This window comes from Rhizobium sp. YS-1r, assembly GCF_000757525.1.
GTDB lineage: Bacteria > Pseudomonadota > Alphaproteobacteria > Rhizobiales > Rhizobiaceae > Neorhizobium > Neorhizobium petrolearium.
Map to the genome: position 1 here is coordinate 66,143 of NZ_JPYQ01000003.1, position 20,997 is coordinate 87,139.

Here is a 20,997-nt window from a genome sequence, read left to right on the forward strand (position 1 = left end):
CCCGACCGGTCAAGGACTACACGGCGCGCCGGATCCGAACAGTGTTCGGGACAGTCGAGGTGCGCAATCCCCGCTGTTAGCCCGTGGTCTGAAACGGACGCAAAGTGCATACATCGTGAATCTGCACGTCGGACGGCGACTAGCGCCTTGTCGAGCTTGTGGCGTCAGATCTTCTGATACCCTGCTGGCTGACTGACACGATTCGTATGCTTCCATTCCAAACGAGGGGCGTGACCTCTTGGAATGGCCGGAACACAATGCAGTAGAATGGAAAAATATCTGATCGAGTAACAAACGTAGATAATCCAAGATGTTAGGCAGCGTTGTCGGAGGGTCGAAGGTTCAGCTCCGTTCAAGGCGGTAGGCTTTCTGGGAAACACACTGGTCTGGATAGGTCGGTCGATTGCCTTTACGAATTTAACGAACTTGACGAGCCGACAACGACTGGCTACATTATTTTCGAAAGGTGGATTGTCATGCCCGTCACGAAAACGACAGCAACCGAAACCCCAAATATCGCGCTATCGATGAAGCTGCCCCGCAAGGCCGATTTCGAAAAAGCGTTGCTCAATCAGTATACCAAGGCGGTGCAGCTGAGCCAAAAGGCTGGCCATCAGGTGAGTTTCCGCGTCGTCGTGGATCCGCGCGCCGGAGCGCAGACAATTTCGATTGTCGAGGAAGACCCACTGGTTGGCGACAGTGCGTTTCCGGCCGAAGAGGCTGGCGAACCGGATGACGAACTGAAGGCAGCCCTGTCCGACGCACGAGAGCGCGGCCGTCGCCGCGTTGCGGAAATCCTCAGCGAGGACGACATGCTGAGCGCCGAGGCCTTTTCCGATCTTCTTGGCGTTTCGCGGGTCACGGTCAATACAAAGCGCCAAAACGGCCAGGTGCTCGGCCTGGATGGCGCCAAGCGAGGGTTCCGTTTCCCGGCCTGGCAGCTCGATCAGGACGGCCGGCCCTATGCGGCGCTTCCAAAATTGCACGAGATCCTGGCGGGTGCCTGGGCCGTTTACCGCTTCCTTGTTTCGCCCCACGGCGCGCTTGACGGTCGTACCGGGCTCGACGCCTTGAAGCGGGGCCAGGATAGCGACGTGGTCGCCGCAGCCGAGGGCATTGCCCGCGGTGACTTTCGCTAAATGGCGGGTCTCAAGCCGCCTGCCGGTTTCGAGCGTCAGCCGCTCGATATCGAAACGATCCCTTCAGGGCGTCGCTTTGGCCGGATCTACGGAAGCGCCTTTCCGGACCCGCTGGGATTTGGAAAGACGGCGAGCCGTTTCAGCGATCCGCGCCGGCGTGACGCGACGAAGCGTTTTGGCGTTCTCTATCTTGGCGAAACACTCAAGGTCTGTTTCCTTGAGGCGGTCCTGCGTGATCGCCGCGACGGTCTTATGGGCGATCTTCCGATTGAGGAAAAAGAAATCCACGCGCGGCGCTACGCTGAGATCGAGACGGTCGCAGACCTCAGCCTTGTTGACCTACGTAACGATCACGCCATCAGGATGGGGGTGCCAACTGACGTGGCGAAATCCTCGCGTCAGAGCCTTGCGCGCTCCTGGGCGCTTGCGTTCCACGAGCACCAGTCGCTTCCCGACGGCATCATCTATCCATCTCGCCTGAACGGCCATACGAATATCGCCGTCTTCGGGCGTGCCGTCTCCAAGCTGGCGCCAGCCCGGGTCGTGCCGTTGATCGGCGCACCAGGGCTCGCCGCGGTCATCAATGACCTCCGTGTGAGTCTGGTCGATTTTCCTTAAAGTGCTCTTGGTTTGAGCGCCTGTCGTGAATCACGGCTCTGCTTTGGGGGCTGCGTTCGTCAGGCACTGATGCTCTCACTTTTGAGTTTGTCTCTCGTCGGTAAAAGACAAATTCAGCGTTTCCTGCAGCTTTCCCAGCGTTCCGTCCTTTCGAAACCGAATTCCCGACACCACGAAGCTGGCGCTGCTGCCGCCCGAATATAGCGTTACGCCCGTAACCGACAGCCGCAACAGTTTCCCGCGGCTTGGCATTCTTCTGCATGTACCGTCACCGCAAGAGCTCTAGTGCATGATGTTCGTCAGAAACCGCCGCGTGCTGTCATGCTCCGGAGCGTCGAAGAATGCATCGGGCTCTTTAACCTCTATGACCTCGCCCGCTTCCATGAAGAAGACGCGATCTGCAACCTTTCGTGCGAAACCCTTTTCATGCGTTACCACGATCATGGGTCATGCACGGGCTCGCCCTGGCCACGGGGTCCTGACGGTTGTGTTTCGCCGCCGCACTCGCTAAATTGTAGGCATGCGTTGTATGGGGCTAACCGCTACTATGGATTCGAATCCTATCGAAGGCTTTGATGCGGCTTTGACCCTGACTGATGTTCTTGACTATTTGCCGGCCAACAAACGGCGCGAGCTCGCCCGCGCGCTGGAGATCATCTTCTTTGAGATCGAACAGTTCAGGTCGGCCAAACAATCAGCTAAGAAAGCCAGTGGGAAAATCCTCAAGGTCATTCTTTTCGGATCCTATGCCCGTGGTGACTGGGTCGAGGATAGACTGAGCGGGTATCGCTCCGACTATGACATTCTAATCGTCGTCAATTCAGAGAGTTTTGCTCAGGAACAGGAATTGTGGCTTGCGCTGGAAGAAAGGTTCTTGCAGGAGCAGATAGGCCACCGGATTGAGACGCCAGTCGTACCAATCGTGCATAGCCTTCAGGATGTTAACGATCAACTGTCGCGTGGGCGGCCCTTCTTTGTGGATATCGCAAGAGACGGCAAAGTCTTATATGCAGACAATCGTAATCCTCTCGCTGAGCCAAAGGTGTTGACCAAGGAAGAACGTCTTGCCGAGGCGAAACAGCACTACGCGAAATGGATGAAATTGGTCGATGCATCGACGACGGCTAGATCTGCGTTGAGGAAGGGACATGAAAACTATTCGGCGTTTCTTTTACACCAGACAGTCGAGGCGCTCTATCATTGCGCACTTGAGGTCCTGACCCTTTACAGTGCAAAATCTCATCGCCTTAAAACCCTGCGGTCAAAATCCGAGGAGCTTGATAAAAGGCTAATCGCCGCTTGGCCTCGTGACACTCGTATCGCGCGCCGCCGCTTTGAGTTGCTGTCGCGCGCTTACGTCGAGGCGCGATACTCACCGAGCTACGCAATCGAAGCTGAGGAACTGGAGTGGTTAGTCGAGCGGGCCAGAAAACTGCAGGAACTTGTTCAGATGATCTGCCGCGAAACCCTCGACTAAACCTGCATCGTCTGCGTTAGGGCCCGTTGATAAATAATTATCGCGTCGATAGCGGTTTGGTTGCGCTGATTGGGTTGTTGGACGGGATGTATTCGCCTGAGGCGTGAAATGAATAAAGCGAGCGTTTATGGATAGATTGGATTCAGTTATTCATGAGATTTACAACGCCGCTCGCGAACCGGAATATTGGACATCGGTGGCCCGAGACGTTGCTGCTATCGCAGGAGGTCACGCGGTTCATCTGCTATTGAGTCAGATGAATTCCGAATCCGAGATTCTCAGCCTCTTCTCGAGGGACGAAAGCGGGTTCGCTCAAGAGTATTTAAAGGAGTACGCTGCCGAAGACTTCCGGGTACCGCGCGTCATGGCACGTCCCCTCGGGGTGTTCGCCGACGAAAGAGAATACGTATCCGCCAGCGAGTCCCGGTCCAGTCCCATACATCAGGAACTTCTGCCTCGCCATGAAGTGTACAACATCAGCGGCGCCAACCTCTGTATTGACGGGCATATCGGATGGTTCGGCATTTCCACTGCCTCTCCTTCGTTGGAGTTCGATAACCGCCAGAGAAGCATGCTGGGGATGCTGTCGCGGCACCTCCTCGGTGCTTTCCAGATCACTGCCCTGCACAATGAACTGAAACTCTCTCGCGATCACTCCCGCGGATCGCTGGATCTCCTCGCCAATGGCCTCGTTTTGACGAGGTCAGGCACTGTCGTGCACGTGAACGACGCTGCGCAGCGCCTGATCGAGCAGGGGCTGTTCTCGATAAGCGGCGGGCGGTTGCGCTGCCGAGACAGCACCCTCGATCGGAGACTCGCGGCGGTGGAGGACCAAGCTAGGGACCGTAGCCAAGCGATGCTTCTGCAACTGCCCGATCTCGGGACAGCCTATATGGTCTCTGTGCACGATGTATTCCCCCGCTACCGGGATGGAGCCCTTCGCGCTTCCGGATACGAAGCGATTTCAATCGTGGAGTTAAATCATCCGTTCGATATCAAGTTCGAAGATGTCCTCGCGTTCTGTGCGCCGTACGGTATTACCTCCGCAGAGGCATCGGCGGTGCATGCCTCGCTCAATTCCGTATCCCTGTCCGAGCATGCAAGAACAAGGCATGTCGGTCTTTCGACGGTTCAGCAGCAACTGAAGTCGGCGTTAGCAAAAATGGGTCTGCAGACACAGAAGAAGCTTTTCCGTGCCTTCGAGCGTTATCGAAACATGGGCGCAAGTCGCAAAGACATCCGCCGGACACGGGAATGACGGGGATTGTCGCAAACCTTTCGGTGGAATTGCAACCTGTACGGTCGTGCCATAGATCTGGGTTGAAGACGAGCAGGTATTGCTGATCCCGATCACGGTCGATTTCAAAGGCAGCCACTACCCGAAAGACGTGGTCCTGTATGCGGTGTTTTTCTACGTCAGATACGCCGTGGCCTATCGTGATCTGGAAGGGATTATGGCTGAGCGCGGCGTTGCCGCTGACCACGCCGCAGTGAACAGAGGGGTTGGTAAACTATTCGTCCTTGATTGCCGGCCGCGCTCATCGACGAAAATCCACGACCAGCAATCCCTGGCGAATGGGCGAGACCTATTTCAGGTCAAAGGCAAGTGGGCTTATTTCTACCGCGCTGTCGACAAATTCGGAAAGCTTCAAATCCCTCCGATCCGCGTCAGTAACATTGGATGGCATCGAAGTGGCGCATATGATCCGCAACCAGCAATCCAACCAGTGGACAATCGGCATTTCAGCAATTTGCCACGCTCGCTGCACAACCGTGCCCAGCGAAAGCCGTTTCTGCGCCCCTTCAAAATTTTGCGACAGACCCCCCAAATGGGTGAAGCGGAATTCATGAAAGCCGAAATAACTTATTGAGGCAAGTGTCGATTTATGAGGTAAGGAATGACGGCCAGCACGCAAGGGAAGAGTATGCGGTTTCTTCTCGGTGCGTTCTTCTTCGGTTTTGCAGCCTGGACTACATTGACGGGCGACGGCCTTGCGGTTGAGCTGGAGCGCAACGGCAAGGTCTACGACATTTTCACGCCGCTGCCTGATGGCGCCACGTTCACCGGCAAAGGCATCGACCGCAAGGCACATGTGAAGGGTGTCGATATCAGCATGCGGCTCATCCAGGACGACTATGCCGATTGCAACCAGCTGGTCTCTGAACGCGATTCCGCCTGGTATCACCGTGGCTATATCTCCGACGCCATCAAGGGTGGGTCGAAGAAGGAATGCATGCTCAGTCTCGGCAACAATGGCGGCGGAGACTACAGCTTCATCGATTCGCGGTATATCTGGCTCGATATGTGCGACTGCTATGTCGCCTATCATCTGGCGGTTAAGCAGGGCGCCGAGGATATACCCGACTTGACGCCGCTGCGCCTGGCTTTGCGCTATTCGCCCGACAAGCCTATCCCGCTCGAACGGCTGAACGTTGACCTCGAGATCAACAAGGACTGGGTCGAAGCCTTCCAGATCTTCAAGGAACGGGGTTTCCGCGCGGAACTGGTGTTCAAGATCCTTGATGACAGCGTCGACATCCTGGTTGGTTCGCGACAGCTGAGCGACCGTTACGCTGAGATCATTGCCGATCTTTATGGAGTGAGTGTGAGCGCGCTGAAGGCGCGTGACGTGGCGACGCCCGACTGGGGGTTCGACGTGGAGACCGGGTATCCGCTCTACAAGGCAAGTCCGCAGGATTTCGCGTCGCATGTTTCCACCTGCTACCAGAATGGAAAATACTGGCGCGATTGTCAGGTGAATTTTCATCAGGAGATGGGGTGCCGGATGACCGAAGGCTGGAAATATGCCTGCACCTATGAAGGGCAGGGGCAAGACGGCCAGAGCTACGCCAAGTTTGGTGACCTGTGCTGGTGGGAACCTCGAGGTGATCTGCCGATGCTGGTCGGTGTCGGCGACAGCATGGAAAAGACCGTGCAGCTGCCGACGCAGAAACTCGCGGTCAAGCAGGACGTCGAATATTGCAACGACAAGGACTGGCGGGAGACCCTTCAACGGGACGGGACGCCCATCCCCGCACGGCTGTTGAAGTGAGGGAGGGGTCTTGAACAAACTGCAGGTTCCCGCAGGGCGCATCAGCGCATTTTCGATGCCGGCGGTTGCGGCATTGCTTGCATTGTTCCTTGCCCTTTTGCCGGCCGGGGCGAAAGCCCAGACCAACCTGTTCCAGGATGCAGGCAAGCGTGTCGCCCTGGTGATTGGTATTTCCGATTACGTCAACGTGCCGGCGCTGGCCAACCCGGTCAATGATGCCGGCATCATCGGTAAGGCCCTGTCCGGACTACGTTTTGACGTGATCGCGGTCAATGATCCTGACCGTGCGCAGTTGCAGGCCGCCATGGTCGAGTTCGTGCAGAAGCTCGACGGCGCCGATATCGCAGTGTTCTTTTATGCCGGCCATGCGATCCAGGTCGACAGCACGAACTATCTGGTGCCGACCGATGCCGCCTTGACGACGATAAAAGATATCGGGCCGCAGCTGATCAGCCTCAGTTCGATCGTCAACGACATGGACAGGTTGGCCAAGACCAAGATCGTGGTGCTGGATGCCTGCCGCAACAATCCGTTCGAGGATGCGCTCCGGGGGGATGGGGAAGACCGCATCGGTCGAGGCCTTGCAGTGGTTGAGGCCGATGCAGTGACGCATGTCGAGGAGCACGAAGGCTTCAATACCTACGGTTCGATCATCGCCTTTTCCGCTGCTGCCGGCACCACGGCCACCGATGGCGAGGGCGCCAACAGTCCCTATACCGCAGCCCTTTCCGAACAGCTCGTGCGCCCCGGAATAGAAGTCGGCCAGATGTTCAGGACGGCGGCGGCCAACGTGATGCGGGAAACAGCGGGCCTGCAACGCCCGGAATATATCGTGCGGCTGACGGACGAGGTCTATTTCTCCCGTCCGCAGCCGTCGGATTGCGATTATTTTGCCATCGCGCCCTATAACCAGGTGGGCATTCCAGGCGTCGAATTCGATTCCATCAAGCCTGCGCGCGCCATCGCCGCCTGCCAGGAGGCCCTGGAAGCCGAACCCGAGCATCCGCGCTTTTTGCACAATCTCGGTCGCGCCTATGATGCGGCAAGCGAATACGGCAGAGCCGTCGAATATTATCGCCGCTCCTCCGATCTCGGCTATGTGCCGGCCTACAGCACGCTCGGCGTCATGTATATCAACGGACAGGGCACCGGCCAGGACTTCGTCGAGGGCGTGCGCCTGCTGAAGCACGCGGCCGGGCTTGGCTACCGGCTGTCGAAGGTGGCGCTTCGCAACCAGGACTTTTCGGTGCTTTTCCATCAGAAGGAATTCGAGCGCCTGCAGAGCGCGCTCAAGACCGCCGGCTATTACAACGGCAAGATCGACGGTGACTTCGGCTCGGGCTCCAAGCGCGCCCTGGAGGAATTCCAGAAGGCCGAGGGACTGGCGCTGAACGGCGCCACGCTGGAGACGCTCGACCGTCTGTCGCTGCTGGAAACCATTCCCCATTACGATCTGAATTGACCACGGGTGTTGCCATGGAGAGAACGATGAAGCGGAAGACTGGCGCGTTGGGATCGGCGCGGATCATTACGCTTGCCGCGGTCGCTGGCGTTGCGTTTGGTCCCGGCTTTGCCGCGGCGCAGTCGCTTTCGGCCGACCAGATGATCGAGGGGCTGGCGCGCAAACCGAAAGCCAACACTCGCTCGCTGGTGATCGGTAAGCCTGCCCCGGCGACGCCTTCCATGGATGCGGAGGACAGGGACTTCCTGCGCTCGCTGCCGGCCCGCGGGCTGAAGGTCGAGGCCAAGGCGAAACTCGATGAGATCGTTGCCGAGAAGGACCTGCCGAAGATCAATCTCGAGATCCATTTTGCCTATGATTCCGCGCGCATCGACGAGGATTCGATCCCTGACCTGGTCAAGCTCGGCACGGCGCTCAATCATCCGGCGCTCGTGCAATCGCGCGTCGTCCTCAACGGGCATACCGATGCGGCGGGCGGCGATGCCTATAATCTGGACCTGTCGGAAGAGCGTGCCGCTGCCGTGCGCGACTATCTGATCGATCATTTTCCGATCGACGGGCACAGGCTGATCGCGATCGGCTACGGCGAAGAGCGGCTGAAGAACCCGCACCATCCCGATGCCGACGAGAACCGTCGCGTCGAAGTCATCAATCTCGGTGCATATTGATGACGGCGGACCGCCCCCTCTGCGCGCGCTGTCGCCGGAGCGCCATCGGAGGGCGCCCCGGATGACCCGGCCGGTGCTCGCCCACGCCATCCTGCTGCTGCTGGGAGCAGTCCTGCCGTTGTTCCTGCTGTTCGAGGCGGCGGGGCATCTCGACGCGCGCAACTTCCTTGCGCTTTCGTGCGGCGTCATTGCCTTCTGCCTGATGGCGGTGAACCTGTTTCTCGCTGCACGGCCGCGCGGGCTGGAGCGGCTGATCGGCGGGCTCGACCGGATCTATTTCGCACATAAGTGGATCGGCATCTCGGTCTTCCTGCTGATCCTGCCGCACAAATATGTCGGCATGCGCCTCGACGGACTGATCGCCGGCAATGAACTCGCCAAGCTCTCGGTCGATGTCGCCAGCTACACCTTCCCGGTGCTTGCCACGCTGCTCGTCATCAGCGCGCTGAAGCGGCTGCCCAGACTGCCCTTCGAAATTCCTTACCAGTTCTGGCGTGTCAGCCATCGCCTGCTGGGCGTGGCTTTCATGGCGATCGCTTTCCACCAGTTCTTCGTCAAGGTGCCGTTCAGCGCCAATGCGATGATCTCCAGCTATCTGACGCTGATGGCTTTTATCGGCGTCGTCAGCTTCGTCTTCACGCAGGTGCTCGCCTGGCTGCGCCGGTGGCGCTACGAGGTCGTCTCGGTCGAGAAACTGCCGCGCGCCACGGTGATCGGCCTGAGGCCGGTCGGCCGCGGCATCAGGGTGAGGCCCGGTGGATTCGCCTTCCTCTCGATCCGTCGCGGCGGGCTGCGCGAGCCGCATCCCTTCACCGTGTCAGCCATCGGCGAGGATGGCAGCCTGCAGTTTTCGATCGGCCCGGCGGGCGATTTTACCCGCAGGCTGCGCGATACCGTCGCGGTCGGTGACCGCGCCATGGTCGAGGGCGGCTATGGCTGTTTCGATCTCAACCGCTTCGGAGAGAGGCAGGTCTGGCTTGCCGGCGGGATCGGCATCACGCCGTTTCTTGCCTGGGCCGAAAGCCTTGGCGATGGCAACGGCAAGTCCATCGCGCTGATCCATTGCGTGCCGACACCGGAAGATGCCGTGGGGCAGGAGCGGCTGCAAGCGATTTCCGAACGCGCCGAGGGTTTCACCTATCATGTTCATGCCAGCAAGCGAGACGGACGCATGAATGCCGAAGCGCTATTGAAGGCGGTGCCCTTTCCGATCCGGGGATCTGACGTCTGTTTTTGCGGGCCGGCACTGCTGCGCCAGGCCATCACGCGCGACCTGCGCCGGCTGGGAGAGCAACCGCAGGGCATCCATTTCGAAAAATTCGAGTTCCGTTGAAACGAGGAAACGACTGATGAAGCGATCGAACCGTCATGCCACCATATTTGGTGCCGCCCTGGCTACGATGCTTTGCGCAGCCGTGCCAACTCTCGCGGCGGATCTGTTTGCGGCTGGCCAGTTCAACGACTACGAACCGGATCTCGCCAACGGTGAAACGCTGTTTCATGCCTCGTCCTGCGCCAGCTGCCACGGCGTGGACGGCGATCCGACCATCCTCGGCGGCGGCATGCGGATCGAGACGAAATTCGGCAATCTCTATGCGCCCAATATCACCGAGGACAGCGAGGCGGGGGTCGGCGGCTGGAGCAACAGCGATTATCTGAATGCCGTCATCCACGGTACCTCGCCGGAAGGCGACAGCTATTACGGCGTCGCCTTTCCTTATGCCTTCTATTCCAGAATGAAGCCGGAGGACGTGCTCGACATCAGGGGTTATATCGCCACGCTGCCGAAAAGCGATGCCGGTTCGCGGCCGCATGAGGTGAATTTCCTCAATGCGCGCCTGCTGAAGCTCTGGTCGACGGAAAGCGTAGCGCTGCCGCCACCACAGCAGAACGCGCAGATGGCGCGCGGCCAGTATCTTGTCGAGGGCGCTGGCCACTGCGCCCAGTGTCATACGCCGCGCAAGGCGGGTTTCGGCCTGTCGCACGAATTCGACGAGGCCCGTCCGTTTGAGGGCGAGACCGGCATATTCGGCGACTATGCCCCTGATATCTCGGCGGCGCGGCTTGCCGAATACGAGCCGCAGGAATTCATCGTCGGCGTTCTCGCCGAAGCGCACAAGCTGAGAGGTTCGCCGATGGCACGCGCCTCGATGCGGCGCATCGCCGCCGAAACGGCACAACTCTCCCTGGACGACCGGGCGGCCATCTATGCCTATCTGTCAGGCAAATTCGTCGATGTCGCGACGATTACGGACAAGGCCGCGGCAGTGCCGGTCGTCGTCGCCGATGCCCAGCCAGCGGCGGGCTCGGATGCGACAGGACAGGGAGCGGCGGGCTCTGGTGACCTCCAGCAGCGCATCGCCGCCTTCTGTTCCGCCGAAACGGCATCGGCTGCGGCCTCAGCCGTCAGGCCGGCGGCAAAGCTCTCCACCGCTGTCGATCCGGAACTGGCCTCGCGTGCCGACAGTGTCATCGACAAGCACTGCCGCAGCTGCCATGGACCCGGGACAACCTACCAGAAGAGCTTTCTGACCGGTGATCTCGCCGACATGGCGCGTGACGGCGACGTCGTGGTGCCCGGCGATCCCGATGCCTCGCGCCTTTACGAATCGATTGCTGGCAACCGCATGCCGATCGGCCAGAAGATGACTCCTGAGGAACTGACGACGCTGGCCGACTGGATCCGTCAGCTCGGCCAGGACAGGCCGGCCGAAGCGGCTGCCGCCGCGCCCACACGGAGCGAGCCTCAAGCCGCTGCTATCCTGCCGCGCTTCATCGGTGGGCCGCCCGCGGAGCTGCACCTGGCGGCTCTGCAGGACATGAACGGCCTGCGCGAGGCGGACCGCGTCTTCACCCGATATTTCTCGCTAGCGGAATTCCCGCTGCCGCCAGTCGATTGCGCCGACATCGACAATGCCAATCCCGTGCACGCGTTCCACGCCGCGCTCAACAAGTTCGTCAACTCTGTCTCGCGGGCGCAGTCGCTTTCCAAGGTGGAGCCAGTTGCCGGCACCGACGGCGCATTGGTGCGCATCGATATCAGGAACTACGGCTGGACCGGCGAGGACTGGCAGGCGCTGACCCGCGGGGTCTATACACGTGGAGCGGAGGCCGCCGGCTTCACCGCAGACGCCTGGGCGCGGCTGGCTCGCCGCTATCCCTATGCTGTCGATCCGCAGACCGATCCGTTGCTGAAGGCGATCGCCACCAGCGCCGACGACCTGGTGCCGATCATGCGGGCCGACTGGTTCGTCCGTTTCGCCTCGGAGGCGCCGTATTACGACATGCTGCTGCGGCTGCCGCCGCAGATCGCCGACCTCGAGAGCCGGCTGGGCATCAATGCCGACCACAATATCCGCAGCATGCGGGTGGAACGCGCCGGCTTCTCGGCCGGAGCCTCCGGCGTGTCCGACCACAACCGCATGCTTGAGCGACACGAATTGGGGGCTGGCGGCTACTACTGGAAATCCTACGACTTTGCCGGCAGCAGCGAGCGCCAGTCACTGCTTGCCCATCCCGACGGACCGGCCTGGATCAGCCCGACGCCTTCGAGGACCAAGGCCTTCGAGCATGACGGCGGCGAGATGATCTTCAGCCTCGCCAACGGCATGCAGGGCTATTACCTGTCGACCGCGGCCGGTGACCGGTTGCTCGTCGGGCCGACCTCGATCGTGTCCTTCCGCAAGAAGGAGATCGGCAAGGGGGTGGACATCGTCAATGCGCGTTCGTGCTTCGATTGCCACGAGAACGGCATCATCAGCAAGCGCGACGAGGTGCGCCGGTTTGTCGAGACCAGCACGCTGTTCGACCGGGACCAGCGGGACATCCTGCTGCAGCTCTATCCCGACCAGGCCACCATCGACGCGCGCTACAAGCAGGATTCAGACCGCTTCATCACGGCACTTACGGCGCTCGACGCCGTGCAGCCGAGTGCGGCGGGGCGTCCGGTCAGCCTGCAGGCGCCCACCTCTGCCGGTGGCGGCGAGATCGTCACCTTTATGGCCGACCGCTTCTTCGACAATCTCGATCTCGACATGGTGTCGCGTGAATTCGGGCTGGATCCCCAAACCTTCCGCGAGCGGGCGATCTCGCTCGGCGATCCGGTTCTCTACCAGGTTGTCGCCGACTGGCTCTCCAAGTTTGACGGCGGGCTGCTCCTGACGCGCGAGCAATACGAGGAATACTGGGCGGCGCTGCTGCCGCGCCTCACCGATGTTGCGCCGCTGCAAGCGCATGAGGTGGCGTTCGTCCATGACGACGTCGCCACCGCCGGCAGCGACGACGATCTGGTTGAGCAGGCCTTTGCCGCCATCACCAAGAAGGCGTCCGCACCCTTTACGCCTGCCGCGACCGAAGCCTACCGGCCGATGCAGGCGCCCGCTAAGGCATCCGGCGCCCTGAGGCTGGAACTGTCCGTTCCCGAGGTGAAGGTTCATGTGAACGATCTCCTGACTTTCTCCGTCAGCGCCAACAGGCGCTGCGAGCTGCAGATCCTTTACGTGGAGGTCAACAAGAACATCGAGGAACTGCCGGCTGGCGTTCTCGGGCCTGTATTCCTGGAGGCCGGCGAAAGACGGCAGATCCCCTATCCGGGGTCGGGCCTGCAATTGCGCTTCGACGAACCGGGGCTTGGCGAGACCATGCTCGCGTTTTGCAAGGAGGGGGGACTTGGCGCCGACCGGCTTTCGGCACACCAGGCGCTCAAGTTTGCCCGCGAGCATTTCCAGCCGCTGAAGCGCGGCCTGATCATCGAGGCAGCGGAAAAGGCCGCGCGCCCCGCCGGCGACAGCGCGCTGAATGCGGTGACATTCGATGTGAGGTGATTGAACGAGGGCATCGCCACGAGGTGGGCAGCAGGCTCAAGTGCGCGGCGCGGGATCGGTTCTGCGCCGGCTTGACGAAGAAGGCCCGGAAAGGAAGAACAAATGAGACATCCGGGCCTGATCTGCTTGCTTGGTCTGACCGCGCTCCTTTTCGGAGCCTGTTACAGCGGTGCGCAAGCGCTCGATATGTATCGCAATTCGACGCGCTATGAGATCGATGTGAAGACGCCCGACGGCCTCAAATTCCATGAGGCAGGCGTCGACAGGGTGTTTTCCGCAGACGGGATCGATGTCAACCTGCGGCTTATTCAGGACCGATACGACACATGCGCTGACCTGATCGAGGAGCGGCAAGGCAATCGCCGGAAGGACGGATATACGGTCGCTTCGGATCGTTCATTGAGCCAGTTAGCCTGCTCGGTGACGCTCAAGAACCCATTCGACGGCCAGATGATGACGTCGCACTATCTCTGGATCGACGTGTGCAGCTGTTTCGCAGCACTCCATTTCCGCTACGCGGAGAGTTCCTCCGCCGCAATGGCCAAGCTCGCCGCTCCGATTATAGCCTCACTGAAAAAGAGACGTCATCGGTCTTCCGATGCGCCGGCGCCGGAAGCGGCGACAAACGGGCAAGGCACAGGCGGCGTGAAGTGCGTTCCCAGTCGTTTCCAACAGGGACTGTGTACCCTGATGGACAAAAGGACGAACAGGCCTTTCATCGGGCAGACCACCTCGACCGTAGACCTCACGAACAACGAGCTTAAGCAGCTTCCGAAGTTCTACGCTGCGCTCGAGCGCGCCGATGCGGTCCTCAGGAAGCGCGGCATGTCATCGACCAACAGGCGTCATCTGGTCGAAGCTCTGTCCCACGGCCATGAAGGCAATGCCGGCTATGGCGCTTTCCAGCTTTATCTCTCGAATGTCTTCAATACCGCCTACGATCCGCGCGCCTCTGTCTCCGAAAAGGCGTGGAGAAGCCCCGCCACGATTCTCAGCCAGTTCGCATTCTATTTCCCGCATTACTACGATCCGATCTCCGGTCGTGAGGTCGATCGCTCTTCCGTGGAGAGCCGGGCACGTGACCTGCCTAAGTGCTTCCTGAAGGGCGATCCCGAACGTGATTGCCGACCGCTGCGCTATCACTGGTGGGTCGGCTGCTGGATCCGCCCCGAAGATCGCGCAAAGGTCGTCCGCGATCTCTCTCTCTGGCGGATAGACGGGCTCGGAGACATTCCGATGATACCTGTGGCGGTAGCCTATGAGCCCTTCGATCTGTCTAAAGCCAGCCGCGCCGACCAACAGAAGCCAAAGAAGCCGACAGGCAAGAAGAAGGTTGCGAGCAACGACAATCCGGCCGGCCGCATGGCCTGCAGCAGCATCGACGTCTGGGAGGGCGGCGAGGAAGAAAACTGAACGTCATGCGACACCGGCCGCGGCAATCATGCGATTGTCCGGGCGAGCGGCGTGTCCCGTGGGGCAGCCGTCATCACGAGCCAAAGCGAACTGTGGGGAAAACGGATATCAATGAAGCTATTATCATGTGTTGCCGTGCTTGTCGGCTCTCTGCTCGCCACCCAGAACGCCCAGGCGATCGATCTCTGGCGCAACCAGAAGCGCTATGACATCGACATTCCGCCTCCGTCCGGTATTCCCTTTGCCAGGCAGGGGGTCGATCGCCTGTTCACGATAGCGGGTCTCGGCAATCTACCTGACATTTCCGGCACGCTGCGACTCATCCAGGACGAGATGACGGAATGCGGGACGCTCATAGAAGGCAGGAAGCGCAACTACCTCAGGCAGGTCAATTCTTCGCTTCGTTTGACACGACGCGCCGAGCACGCCGCGAACAGTTCCGTCTCGCGGACCTTACCGGTTTTGCGATCGACGATCGGGCACGCGTCTGCTGGAATAGTCCGCAAAGGCCTTGTTGCAAACCGCATGCTCCTGGCGACATTGGGCACTCGAGAACTCGCTCCATTGGGTACTCGACTTGACCTTCAAGAGGATGCAGCCCCATCTCGAACCGGACATGACCCCGCCGGCATGGCCATCGTCCGCCACTTCGCCATCAACAGGCCAGAAGCAATAAGGACAAGCGCAGCATCATGCTCAGACGAAACAAAGCCGGCAGAAACCCTTAACATTACAGAATTATCGCAGCGTGAATGTTAACTTGGATTCAGAGCCGTGGAGCCCGAGCCCAGGCGATTGACCCGATGGTTGCATAAGGGTTGAGGTTCGGCGGGCGTGCCGGTCGCCATCGAGAGCCGCAGCGCGTCTCGAATTTTGTTGCATAACTTTTCGCGAACCGTGCATAGCTCCGCTGCCGGCGTCTTGACTGGTAAGTGAAAGGGCATGGGAGTCCGACATCCATGCATGTCGGCCGGCGTAAAACAACATTGCCGGCCTCTCCAGCAGGCCTGCTCTCCCTGTATAGGGTCAGCCGAGTGGCGCCGTGGTTGCGTCATAACCGTAAACCCAGGCTGGGTCTTCCGGCTGCTTCAGCCAGGTGTTGGCGTTGGAGATGGTCTGCACCTTTGTTGCCCGCTCGCGTCGCGTGACCTCGTACAGGGAGAAGGCGTCCGCGTAACCCGCAAGCCCGCTCTCTTTCAGGCATCGTGTCAGGATGGCGGCATCCTCAATGGCCATACAGGCGCCCTGCGCCATGTGTGGACGCATGGGATGGCAGGCGTCGCCGAGCATCACCAGACGGCCCCGGCTCCACAGGTTGAGGGGGGCGCGGTTCCAGAAGGGCCATTTGGTGACGGTTTCTGTGGCATCGATCAGGGCCTGAACCATGGGATGCGAACTGCCGAAGATCGCTTCCATCTCCTCGCGTGAACTGTCGACGAAGCTGGTTTCATGTTGCCATCCATCGACGGGCACGCCGGTGACGTAATAGTATTCCTCGCCGTTGCCCTTCGTGGCATAGGCCATGAGGTGGCGTGAGGCTTCCCACCACCATTTGACGCAGGTTTCGAATTCAAGTCCCGAAGCCCGCAGCTTGTCGATGTCGAGGATGGCGCGGTGGCCGATCCATCCCGAAAAGCGCGGCTTTTCCGGGCCAAGCAACATTTCGCGGATGATCGAGTTGATACCGTCGGCGCCAACGACGAGGCCTGCCGAAATCTGGCGCCCATTGTCGAAGCCTAAGAGAACGTCGCTGTCACGCTCCTCGATCGCGGTAAGGCGGTGATCGAAATGCAGGCGGTCCTTGTCGAGGATTGCGACCTGCTCTGCATGCATGTCGCCGCGGTGGATGGTGATATAGGATGCGCCATATTCACGCCGGCCATAATCGCCGAGCGGAATGCGCGACATATATTCGCCGGTATTTCCATCACGCGAAAACCAGAAATCCGGATGGGCGCCTATCTCCTCGAGGCGTTTTTCCAGCCCCATCCTGCGGAAAATCTTCATGACGTTGGGGCCGATGTGAATGCCGGCACCGATCCGGGCAAAGACAGGTGCCTGCTCGAAGGAGTGCACGTCAAAACCTGCTTGTGTCAGAAGTGCTGCGGCTGCCGCACCGCCCAGTCCGGCACCGATCACGGCGATTTCGATTTTTTCGCCAGGGGTGGTCATCGTTTGTCCTTTCAGTTCAATTTGTTTGTATACGAATGATATTGGATGTGGTTTTCTGGAATCCCTGTTGGGCTATCCGGTCAAACAGGGGCCGCTTTCATCACCAGGGTGGAAGGTTCGGCGCGAAACGCTGGCGCAGATAGGCTGCAAGCGCCTGCTTTTCGGCGCTGGTCAATTCCTGCTTGAAGGAGGGCATGTCGCGCAGTTCCAGTGCGTCTGGTGCACGAAGGCCCTCGTCGAGAACCGTAAACACCGCCTCGGGGCCCGGCGCGCGCAAGGCGGCCGACTGTGCAAGCGATCCAAGCGCTGCCGTCACCGTTCCGGCGATGGCGGGCTCATGGCAGACTGCGCAGGCGCTTTCGTATATCCGGCTTGCCACGCCTGGCGGGGGAAGCGGCGGGGTTGCCACTGCTGCAGGTTGTGGCAGGGCCGGGGTTTCGATCTGCGAGGCCAGATAATGCGCCATGGCGCGGATATCGTCATCGGGCAGGGCGGTTAGACTGGCGGCGATCTCCGCCATCGGTCCCGATGCGGTTGCCGTCCCGGAGTGGCCGTGCCTGAGGTAACCGAACAACGTATGCTCGTTCCAGCCGTGGGCGCCCGCTTCAAGTCCGGCCAGCGCTGGAGCATACCAACCCTTGATCATCGCGCTCGACAACTGAGGCAGTTCGGCACCTGCCGCATTGCGCGGCGCGTGGCAGGCCGAACAATGCCCGGCCGCTTCCACCAGATATTTGCCCCGGTTCCATTGATCATCGCGGGCCGGATTTGCAGCGAAAGGCGACGCGTCGTGATAGAGGAGATTCCAGGCCGCCAGCGCTGGCCGCAGGTTCGTCGGCGCGATCATCTGCGCCTTCGGCGTTTCCTGCCGCACTGGCTCCAGTGTCTGCAGATAGGCATAAAGCGCCAACATGTCGTCAGCCGTGATCCTGGCGAAAGACGTGTACGGAAAGGCCGGATAAAGATTGTGTCCGTCGCGGCTGATGCCATGGCGCATGGCGCGTTCGAAGGCCTCATAACTCCACCGGCCAAGCCCGGTGTCGGGGTCAGGCGTGAGGTTCGTGCTCCAGACGGTGCCGAAAGGCGTTTCAATCGCCCGACCGCCGGCATTGGCCGCTCCATCCATTGCGGTATGGCAACTTGCACAGTTGCCGAGGGAAAACACCTGCCGCCCACGGTCCAGTGTCGCCTGCGAAAAGATGCCTGGTGAGAGAGGCGTCGACGGGGCAATGGCCCGGTGCAGCGGGATCGAGAGGGCGCCAAGGGTCAACAGGCCGCCAAGCACGGTTCCAAACCCGAGGCGCTTCTTGAACGCCGTTCCCGGTTTTGTTCCAGGTTTCGCCGGGCCAGCCGCAAGCAGGGGAGTTGTGCCAGCTGACGCCAACGCTGCGCGTATTTTCTCCGGCGTGAACGGAACCTCCCGCATGCGCACGCCCGTTGCATCGAAAATGGCATTGGCAATCGCCGCAGCACTGGGCACGGCGGCACTTTCTCCCACGCCGAGCGGCGGGTCTTCAGGCCGGGCGATCAGCATGGTCTCGATATCCGGCACGGCCGGGAAGGTCTGGATCGGATAGCTCGCCCAGCTTTGCGCGGTGGGCGAAATCTCGTCGAAAGTGACTTCCTCGAGCAACACGCGACTGGCTGTCTGAAGGGCATTGCCGTGGATTTGCTGCCGCACGCCATCAGGGTTGATGACCAGACCCTGGTCCTGCCCGATAACAAGGCGCGACAGTGTGACCTCACCGGTTTGCGTGTCGACGGCGACATCCACCACCCAGGCTGCGGAAGCCGCCGCGGTGCCGGGAAAGGTGCCATGAACATAGGTCGCGAAGGCAAATCCCTGGCCAAAGGCCATACGACCCTCACGACGCAAACGCGGCCCGCTATGTTCTTCCCAGCCGGCCTGCTGCGCGGTGCGGCGTACAAGCTCTGCTTCGCGGGGATTGTCGAGGTGGCGAAGGCGAAAGGCAACGGGATCTTCCCCCGCTTCGAAGGCCATCTCGTCGATGAAACTCTCGTGCGCGAAGGTGTTGGGCAGTGCTGAAACGCCACGCATCCAGGCCGCGCGGACAATCGGCGCCATGTCATGAACGGTGATGCGTTTGTTGGGCACGCGATATGGCGGAATGATAGTCCTGTCGCCCATGTCGGACGCGCGTGGTTCAGGGGTGATGCGCCCGGTCAGAAGCAAGGCAAGATTGGGTCCCCGATTTGACGGATACCAGCTGTCGAAAGCGTAGGCATGCAGCGAGCCGGACTTCAGTCCTCCATGAACCTCCATCAGCTGCGCGGCGCCTTTAGGCTCCCACAGATGTTCCTGCGCACGGGTCAACTGAACCCGGACAGGCCGTCCGGCTGCTCGCGACAGAAGCAGCGCGTCACCGCAGACATCGTCGGCGCAATTGCGGCCATAACAGCCGGCGGCCTGATAACGGCGGATTTCGATATTGTCAGGAGCAAGATCCGACAGGACGGCCAGATCGCCACGTAGCATATGCGGGTTCTGTGTGCCGGACCAGACGACCGGCGCACCATCGTTCCAATCTGCCACCGCGCAGGAAGGGCCGATCGATCCGTGCTCGTGGTAAGGCCAGACATAGGTGCGTTCGCGGGCAACCTCGCATTCCTGGATTGCCTGAGCGAAGTTGCCGGACCGGTCAAGGTTGCGCGGCTTGGAAGGGTGTTCCTTGAGTGCCCGCCGCAGGTCCGCCATGTCAGGTATCTCAGGCGGCATGTGCCACTGCGTCGGCAAGATCTCTGCAATTGCCCGTGCCTGGTCGGCGCGTTCGGCAACCACGCCCAGAAAGTCGCTTTGCCGGACGATGGCAATGAAGCCGGGAAGGTCTCGTACGGCCGCCTCGTCGTAACTGATGAGACTGCGTCCGATGAAGGCGCCGCTGTCGCGACCGGCATAAGGCGGGCGAATGACGTGGCCATGCACCATGCCGGGAATATCCAGGTCATGGATATAGGGATGGAGGCCGCGCAGTTTGTCGGAAAGGTCGCGCCGACCTGCTTTCTGCCCGACAATGTGGTAGTCCGCCGGAGCCTTGACCGCGATGCTGCGGTCGAGCTTCAGCGAAATCGTCTCACCGGTTATCAGGTCGCCATAGCTGCAGGACTTTTCCTGCCAGCACAGGCGTCCGTTTTCGGTAACGATGCCAACAGCCGGCGCGTTGAAGCGGCGCGCCGCTTCATGGACGAGAAAAAGACGGGCCTGCGCGGCAGCAATACGCAATGGGATCGCGGCAATCTGGATCGTTTCGGATGCAATGGTCGGCCCTTGATCCGGCGCTCGTGCGGTGTCGCCTAGAACCATGCGCACGGCGTTCAAGGGGAGATCGAGTTCCTCGGCGACGATTTGAGAAAGCGCCGTCTCGATCCCGGTGCCGAGATCGACATGGCCGTTGTAGCCGATAGCGTGGCCGTGATGATCCAATTGCAGAAAGACCGCGACGCCTGAGGGCAAGTCATCATGGACGGACAGACAACCCGGTTGCAGAGCCTCAGTCATGCCGATGCTCCCGCATCAGTTCTGCGGCACGCTCGACGGATGCAATGATCTCCAGATGGGTGCCGCACCGACAAAGGTTGTGGCGCAAGGCATTGCGGATCTCGTCACGCGTCGGCGAGGGGTTGGTTTCGAGCAGCGCCGTTGCGGTCATCACCATGCCGTTCAGGCAATAACCGCATTGTGCGCCCTCACATTCGAGGAAAGCCCGCTGCACGGGAGAAAGATCGCCGCTGGATGGATTTGCAAGACCTTCCAATGTCGTGATCTGTCGACCGACGGTGCGCCTGGCGCGCAAGACGCATGCGCGGGCGGGCAGGCCATCGACAAGCACCGTGCACGCACCGCACTGTGCCTTTCCGCAACCATATTTGGCTCCCTTGAGACTCAGTTCGTTCCTCAGGATGTCGAGGAGTGTTCGATCGCCCACATAGGAAAGAAGGCGCGCTGTCCCGTTTACGGTCAGCTCGAGCGTATTCGTCATGGTTCCCTCTGGGCTTTTTTGACCCTTATCAGGAATACAGCAGAAAATTTGTTTGTATGCAAATGATTTTTGTTGCCAATAAGGATAAATTTGCCTAACCAGCGGGCGTTTTGTGTTTTTGTAGTATTTTTGGGCACGACGAATATTGCCCACAGGATACCCGGATACCGTGGT

At 60.3% G+C, this 20,997-nt stretch carries 14 protein-coding genes and 2 pseudogenes; 12 read left to right on the plus strand and 4 right to left on the minus strand.

Going from position 1 to position 20,997, the window contains the following annotated elements; all coding sequences use genetic code 11:
* Positions 1-476: 476 nt before the first annotated feature.
* Positions 477-1,139, plus strand: coding sequence for a hypothetical protein (locus JL39_RS03685; RefSeq protein ID WP_037146383.1), 663 nt, complete (start codon positions 477-479; stop codon positions 1,137-1,139).
* Positions 1,140-1,757, plus strand: coding sequence for an RES family NAD+ phosphorylase (locus tag JL39_RS03690; protein WP_037146384.1), 618 nt, complete (start codon positions 1,140-1,142; stop codon positions 1,755-1,757). It begins immediately after the preceding gene.
* A 282-nt stretch (positions 1,758-2,039) separates the two neighbouring features.
* Here the strand turns inward: JL39_RS03690 and glnQ are convergent.
* Positions 2,040-2,201: pseudogene (gene glnQ, locus JL39_RS32390) on the minus strand (glutamine ABC transporter ATP-binding protein GlnQ); the annotation flags it as partial.
* A 103-nt stretch (positions 2,202-2,304) separates the two neighbouring features.
* On the opposite strand from glnQ, the gene JL39_RS03695 reads away from it, so the two are divergent.
* The 10 genes and pseudogenes from JL39_RS03695 (at position 2,305) to JL39_RS32395 (ending at position 15,412) form a co-directional block, all read left to right on the plus strand.
* A complete protein-coding gene (locus tag JL39_RS03695) occupies positions 2,305-3,234 on the plus strand; it encodes a HEPN domain-containing protein (RefSeq protein ID WP_037146386.1) in 930 nt (309 codons plus the stop codon).
* A 127-nt stretch (positions 3,235-3,361) separates the two neighbouring features.
* Positions 3,362-4,492 (plus strand): hypothetical protein, encoded by a 1,131-nt coding sequence (locus tag JL39_RS03700; RefSeq protein ID WP_037146388.1) that lies wholly within the window; start codon positions 3,362-3,364, stop codon positions 4,490-4,492.
* Between the two features lie 91 nt (positions 4,493-4,583).
* Positions 4,584-4,880 (plus strand): annotated as a pseudogene (locus tag JL39_RS30425) (DDE-type integrase/transposase/recombinase); the annotation flags it as partial.
* Between the two features lie 279 nt (positions 4,881-5,159).
* Positions 5,160-6,287: a hypothetical protein gene (locus JL39_RS03710; RefSeq protein WP_037146390.1), complete on the plus strand. Its 1,128-nt coding sequence runs from the start codon at positions 5,160-5,162 to the stop codon at positions 6,285-6,287.
* A gap of 10 nt (positions 6,288-6,297) precedes the next feature.
* The gene (locus tag JL39_RS30430) at positions 6,298-7,749 is read left to right on the plus strand and encodes a caspase family protein (protein ID WP_052182645.1); all 1,452 of its coding nucleotides are present in this window, start codon (positions 6,298-6,300) and stop codon (positions 7,747-7,749) included.
* Positions 7,750-7,775: 26 nt separating this feature from the next.
* Complete coding sequence (locus tag JL39_RS03720; RefSeq protein ID WP_037146391.1) at positions 7,776-8,417, plus strand: OmpA family protein; 642 nt, start codon at positions 7,776-7,778, stop codon at positions 8,415-8,417.
* Between the two features lie 61 nt (positions 8,418-8,478).
* A complete protein-coding gene (locus JL39_RS03725) occupies positions 8,479-9,750 on the plus strand; it encodes a ferredoxin reductase family protein (RefSeq protein ID WP_052182646.1) in 1,272 nt (423 codons plus the stop codon).
* Between the two features lie 16 nt (positions 9,751-9,766).
* The gene (locus JL39_RS30435; RefSeq protein ID WP_052182647.1) at positions 9,767-13,240 is read left to right on the plus strand and encodes a c-type cytochrome; all 3,474 of its coding nucleotides are present in this window, start codon (positions 9,767-9,769) and stop codon (positions 13,238-13,240) included.
* Positions 13,241-13,342: 102 nt separating this feature from the next.
* Positions 13,343-14,653, plus strand: a complete 1,311-nt coding sequence (locus JL39_RS03735; protein ID WP_037146393.1) for a hypothetical protein — start codon at positions 13,343-13,345, stop codon at positions 14,651-14,653.
* A gap of 111 nt (positions 14,654-14,764) precedes the next feature.
* Positions 14,765-15,412 (plus strand): hypothetical protein, encoded by a 648-nt coding sequence (locus JL39_RS32395; protein ID WP_037146395.1) that lies wholly within the window; start codon positions 14,765-14,767, stop codon positions 15,410-15,412.
* Between the two features lie 267 nt (positions 15,413-15,679).
* Here JL39_RS32395 and JL39_RS03745 read toward each other — a convergent pair whose 3' ends face one another.
* From JL39_RS03745 to JL39_RS03755, 3 genes are all read right to left on the minus strand, one after another.
* Positions 15,680-16,825, minus strand: coding sequence for an FAD-dependent monooxygenase (locus JL39_RS03745; protein WP_037146397.1), 1,146 nt, complete (start codon positions 16,823-16,825; stop codon positions 15,680-15,682).
* 100 nt (positions 16,826-16,925) lie between these two features.
* Positions 16,926-20,342: a molybdopterin cofactor-binding domain-containing protein gene (locus tag JL39_RS03750; protein WP_037146399.1), complete on the minus strand. Its 3,417-nt coding sequence runs from the start codon at positions 20,340-20,342 to the stop codon at positions 16,926-16,928.
* Positions 20,335-20,823: a (2Fe-2S)-binding protein gene (locus JL39_RS03755; protein ID WP_037146401.1), complete on the minus strand. Its 489-nt coding sequence runs from the start codon at positions 20,821-20,823 to the stop codon at positions 20,335-20,337. Before JL39_RS03755 ends, JL39_RS03750 begins: the two co-directional genes overlap by 8 nt.
* Positions 20,824-20,997 lie beyond the last annotated feature (174 nt).

Bases quoted from the DNA above. Each gene is read 5' to 3' on its own strand.
- JL39_RS03755 (WP_037146401.1), bottom strand. From the start codon at position 20,823: ATGACGAATACGCTCGAGCTGACCGTAAACGGGACAGCGCGCCTTCTT.
- JL39_RS03695 (WP_037146386.1), top strand. From the start codon at position 2,305: ATGGATTCGAATCCTATCGAAGGCTTTGATGCGGCTTTGACCCTGACT.
- JL39_RS30435 (WP_052182647.1), top strand. From the start codon at position 9,767: ATGAAGCGATCGAACCGTCATGCCACCATATTTGGTGCCGCCCTGGCT.
- JL39_RS03720 (WP_037146391.1), top strand. From the start codon at position 7,776: ATGAAGCGGAAGACTGGCGCGTTGGGATCGGCGCGGATCATTACGCTT.
- JL39_RS03725 (WP_052182646.1), top strand. From the start codon at position 8,479: ATGACCCGGCCGGTGCTCGCCCACGCCATCCTGCTGCTGCTGGGAGCA.
- JL39_RS03685 (WP_037146383.1), top strand. From the start codon at position 477: ATGCCCGTCACGAAAACGACAGCAACCGAAACCCCAAATATCGCGCTA.
- JL39_RS03700 (WP_037146388.1), top strand. From the start codon at position 3,362: ATGGATAGATTGGATTCAGTTATTCATGAGATTTACAACGCCGCTCGC.
- JL39_RS03690 (WP_037146384.1), top strand. From the start codon at position 1,140: ATGGCGGGTCTCAAGCCGCCTGCCGGTTTCGAGCGTCAGCCGCTCGAT.
- JL39_RS32395 (WP_037146395.1), top strand. From the start codon at position 14,765: ATGAAGCTATTATCATGTGTTGCCGTGCTTGTCGGCTCTCTGCTCGCC.
- JL39_RS03735 (WP_037146393.1), top strand. From the start codon at position 13,343: ATGAGACATCCGGGCCTGATCTGCTTGCTTGGTCTGACCGCGCTCCTT.
- JL39_RS03710 (WP_037146390.1), top strand. From the start codon at position 5,160: ATGCGGTTTCTTCTCGGTGCGTTCTTCTTCGGTTTTGCAGCCTGGACT.
- JL39_RS03750 (WP_037146399.1), bottom strand. From the start codon at position 20,342: ATGACTGAGGCTCTGCAACCGGGTTGTCTGTCCGTCCATGATGACTTG.
- JL39_RS03745 (WP_037146397.1), bottom strand. From the start codon at position 16,825: ATGACCACCCCTGGCGAAAAAATCGAAATCGCCGTGATCGGTGCCGGA.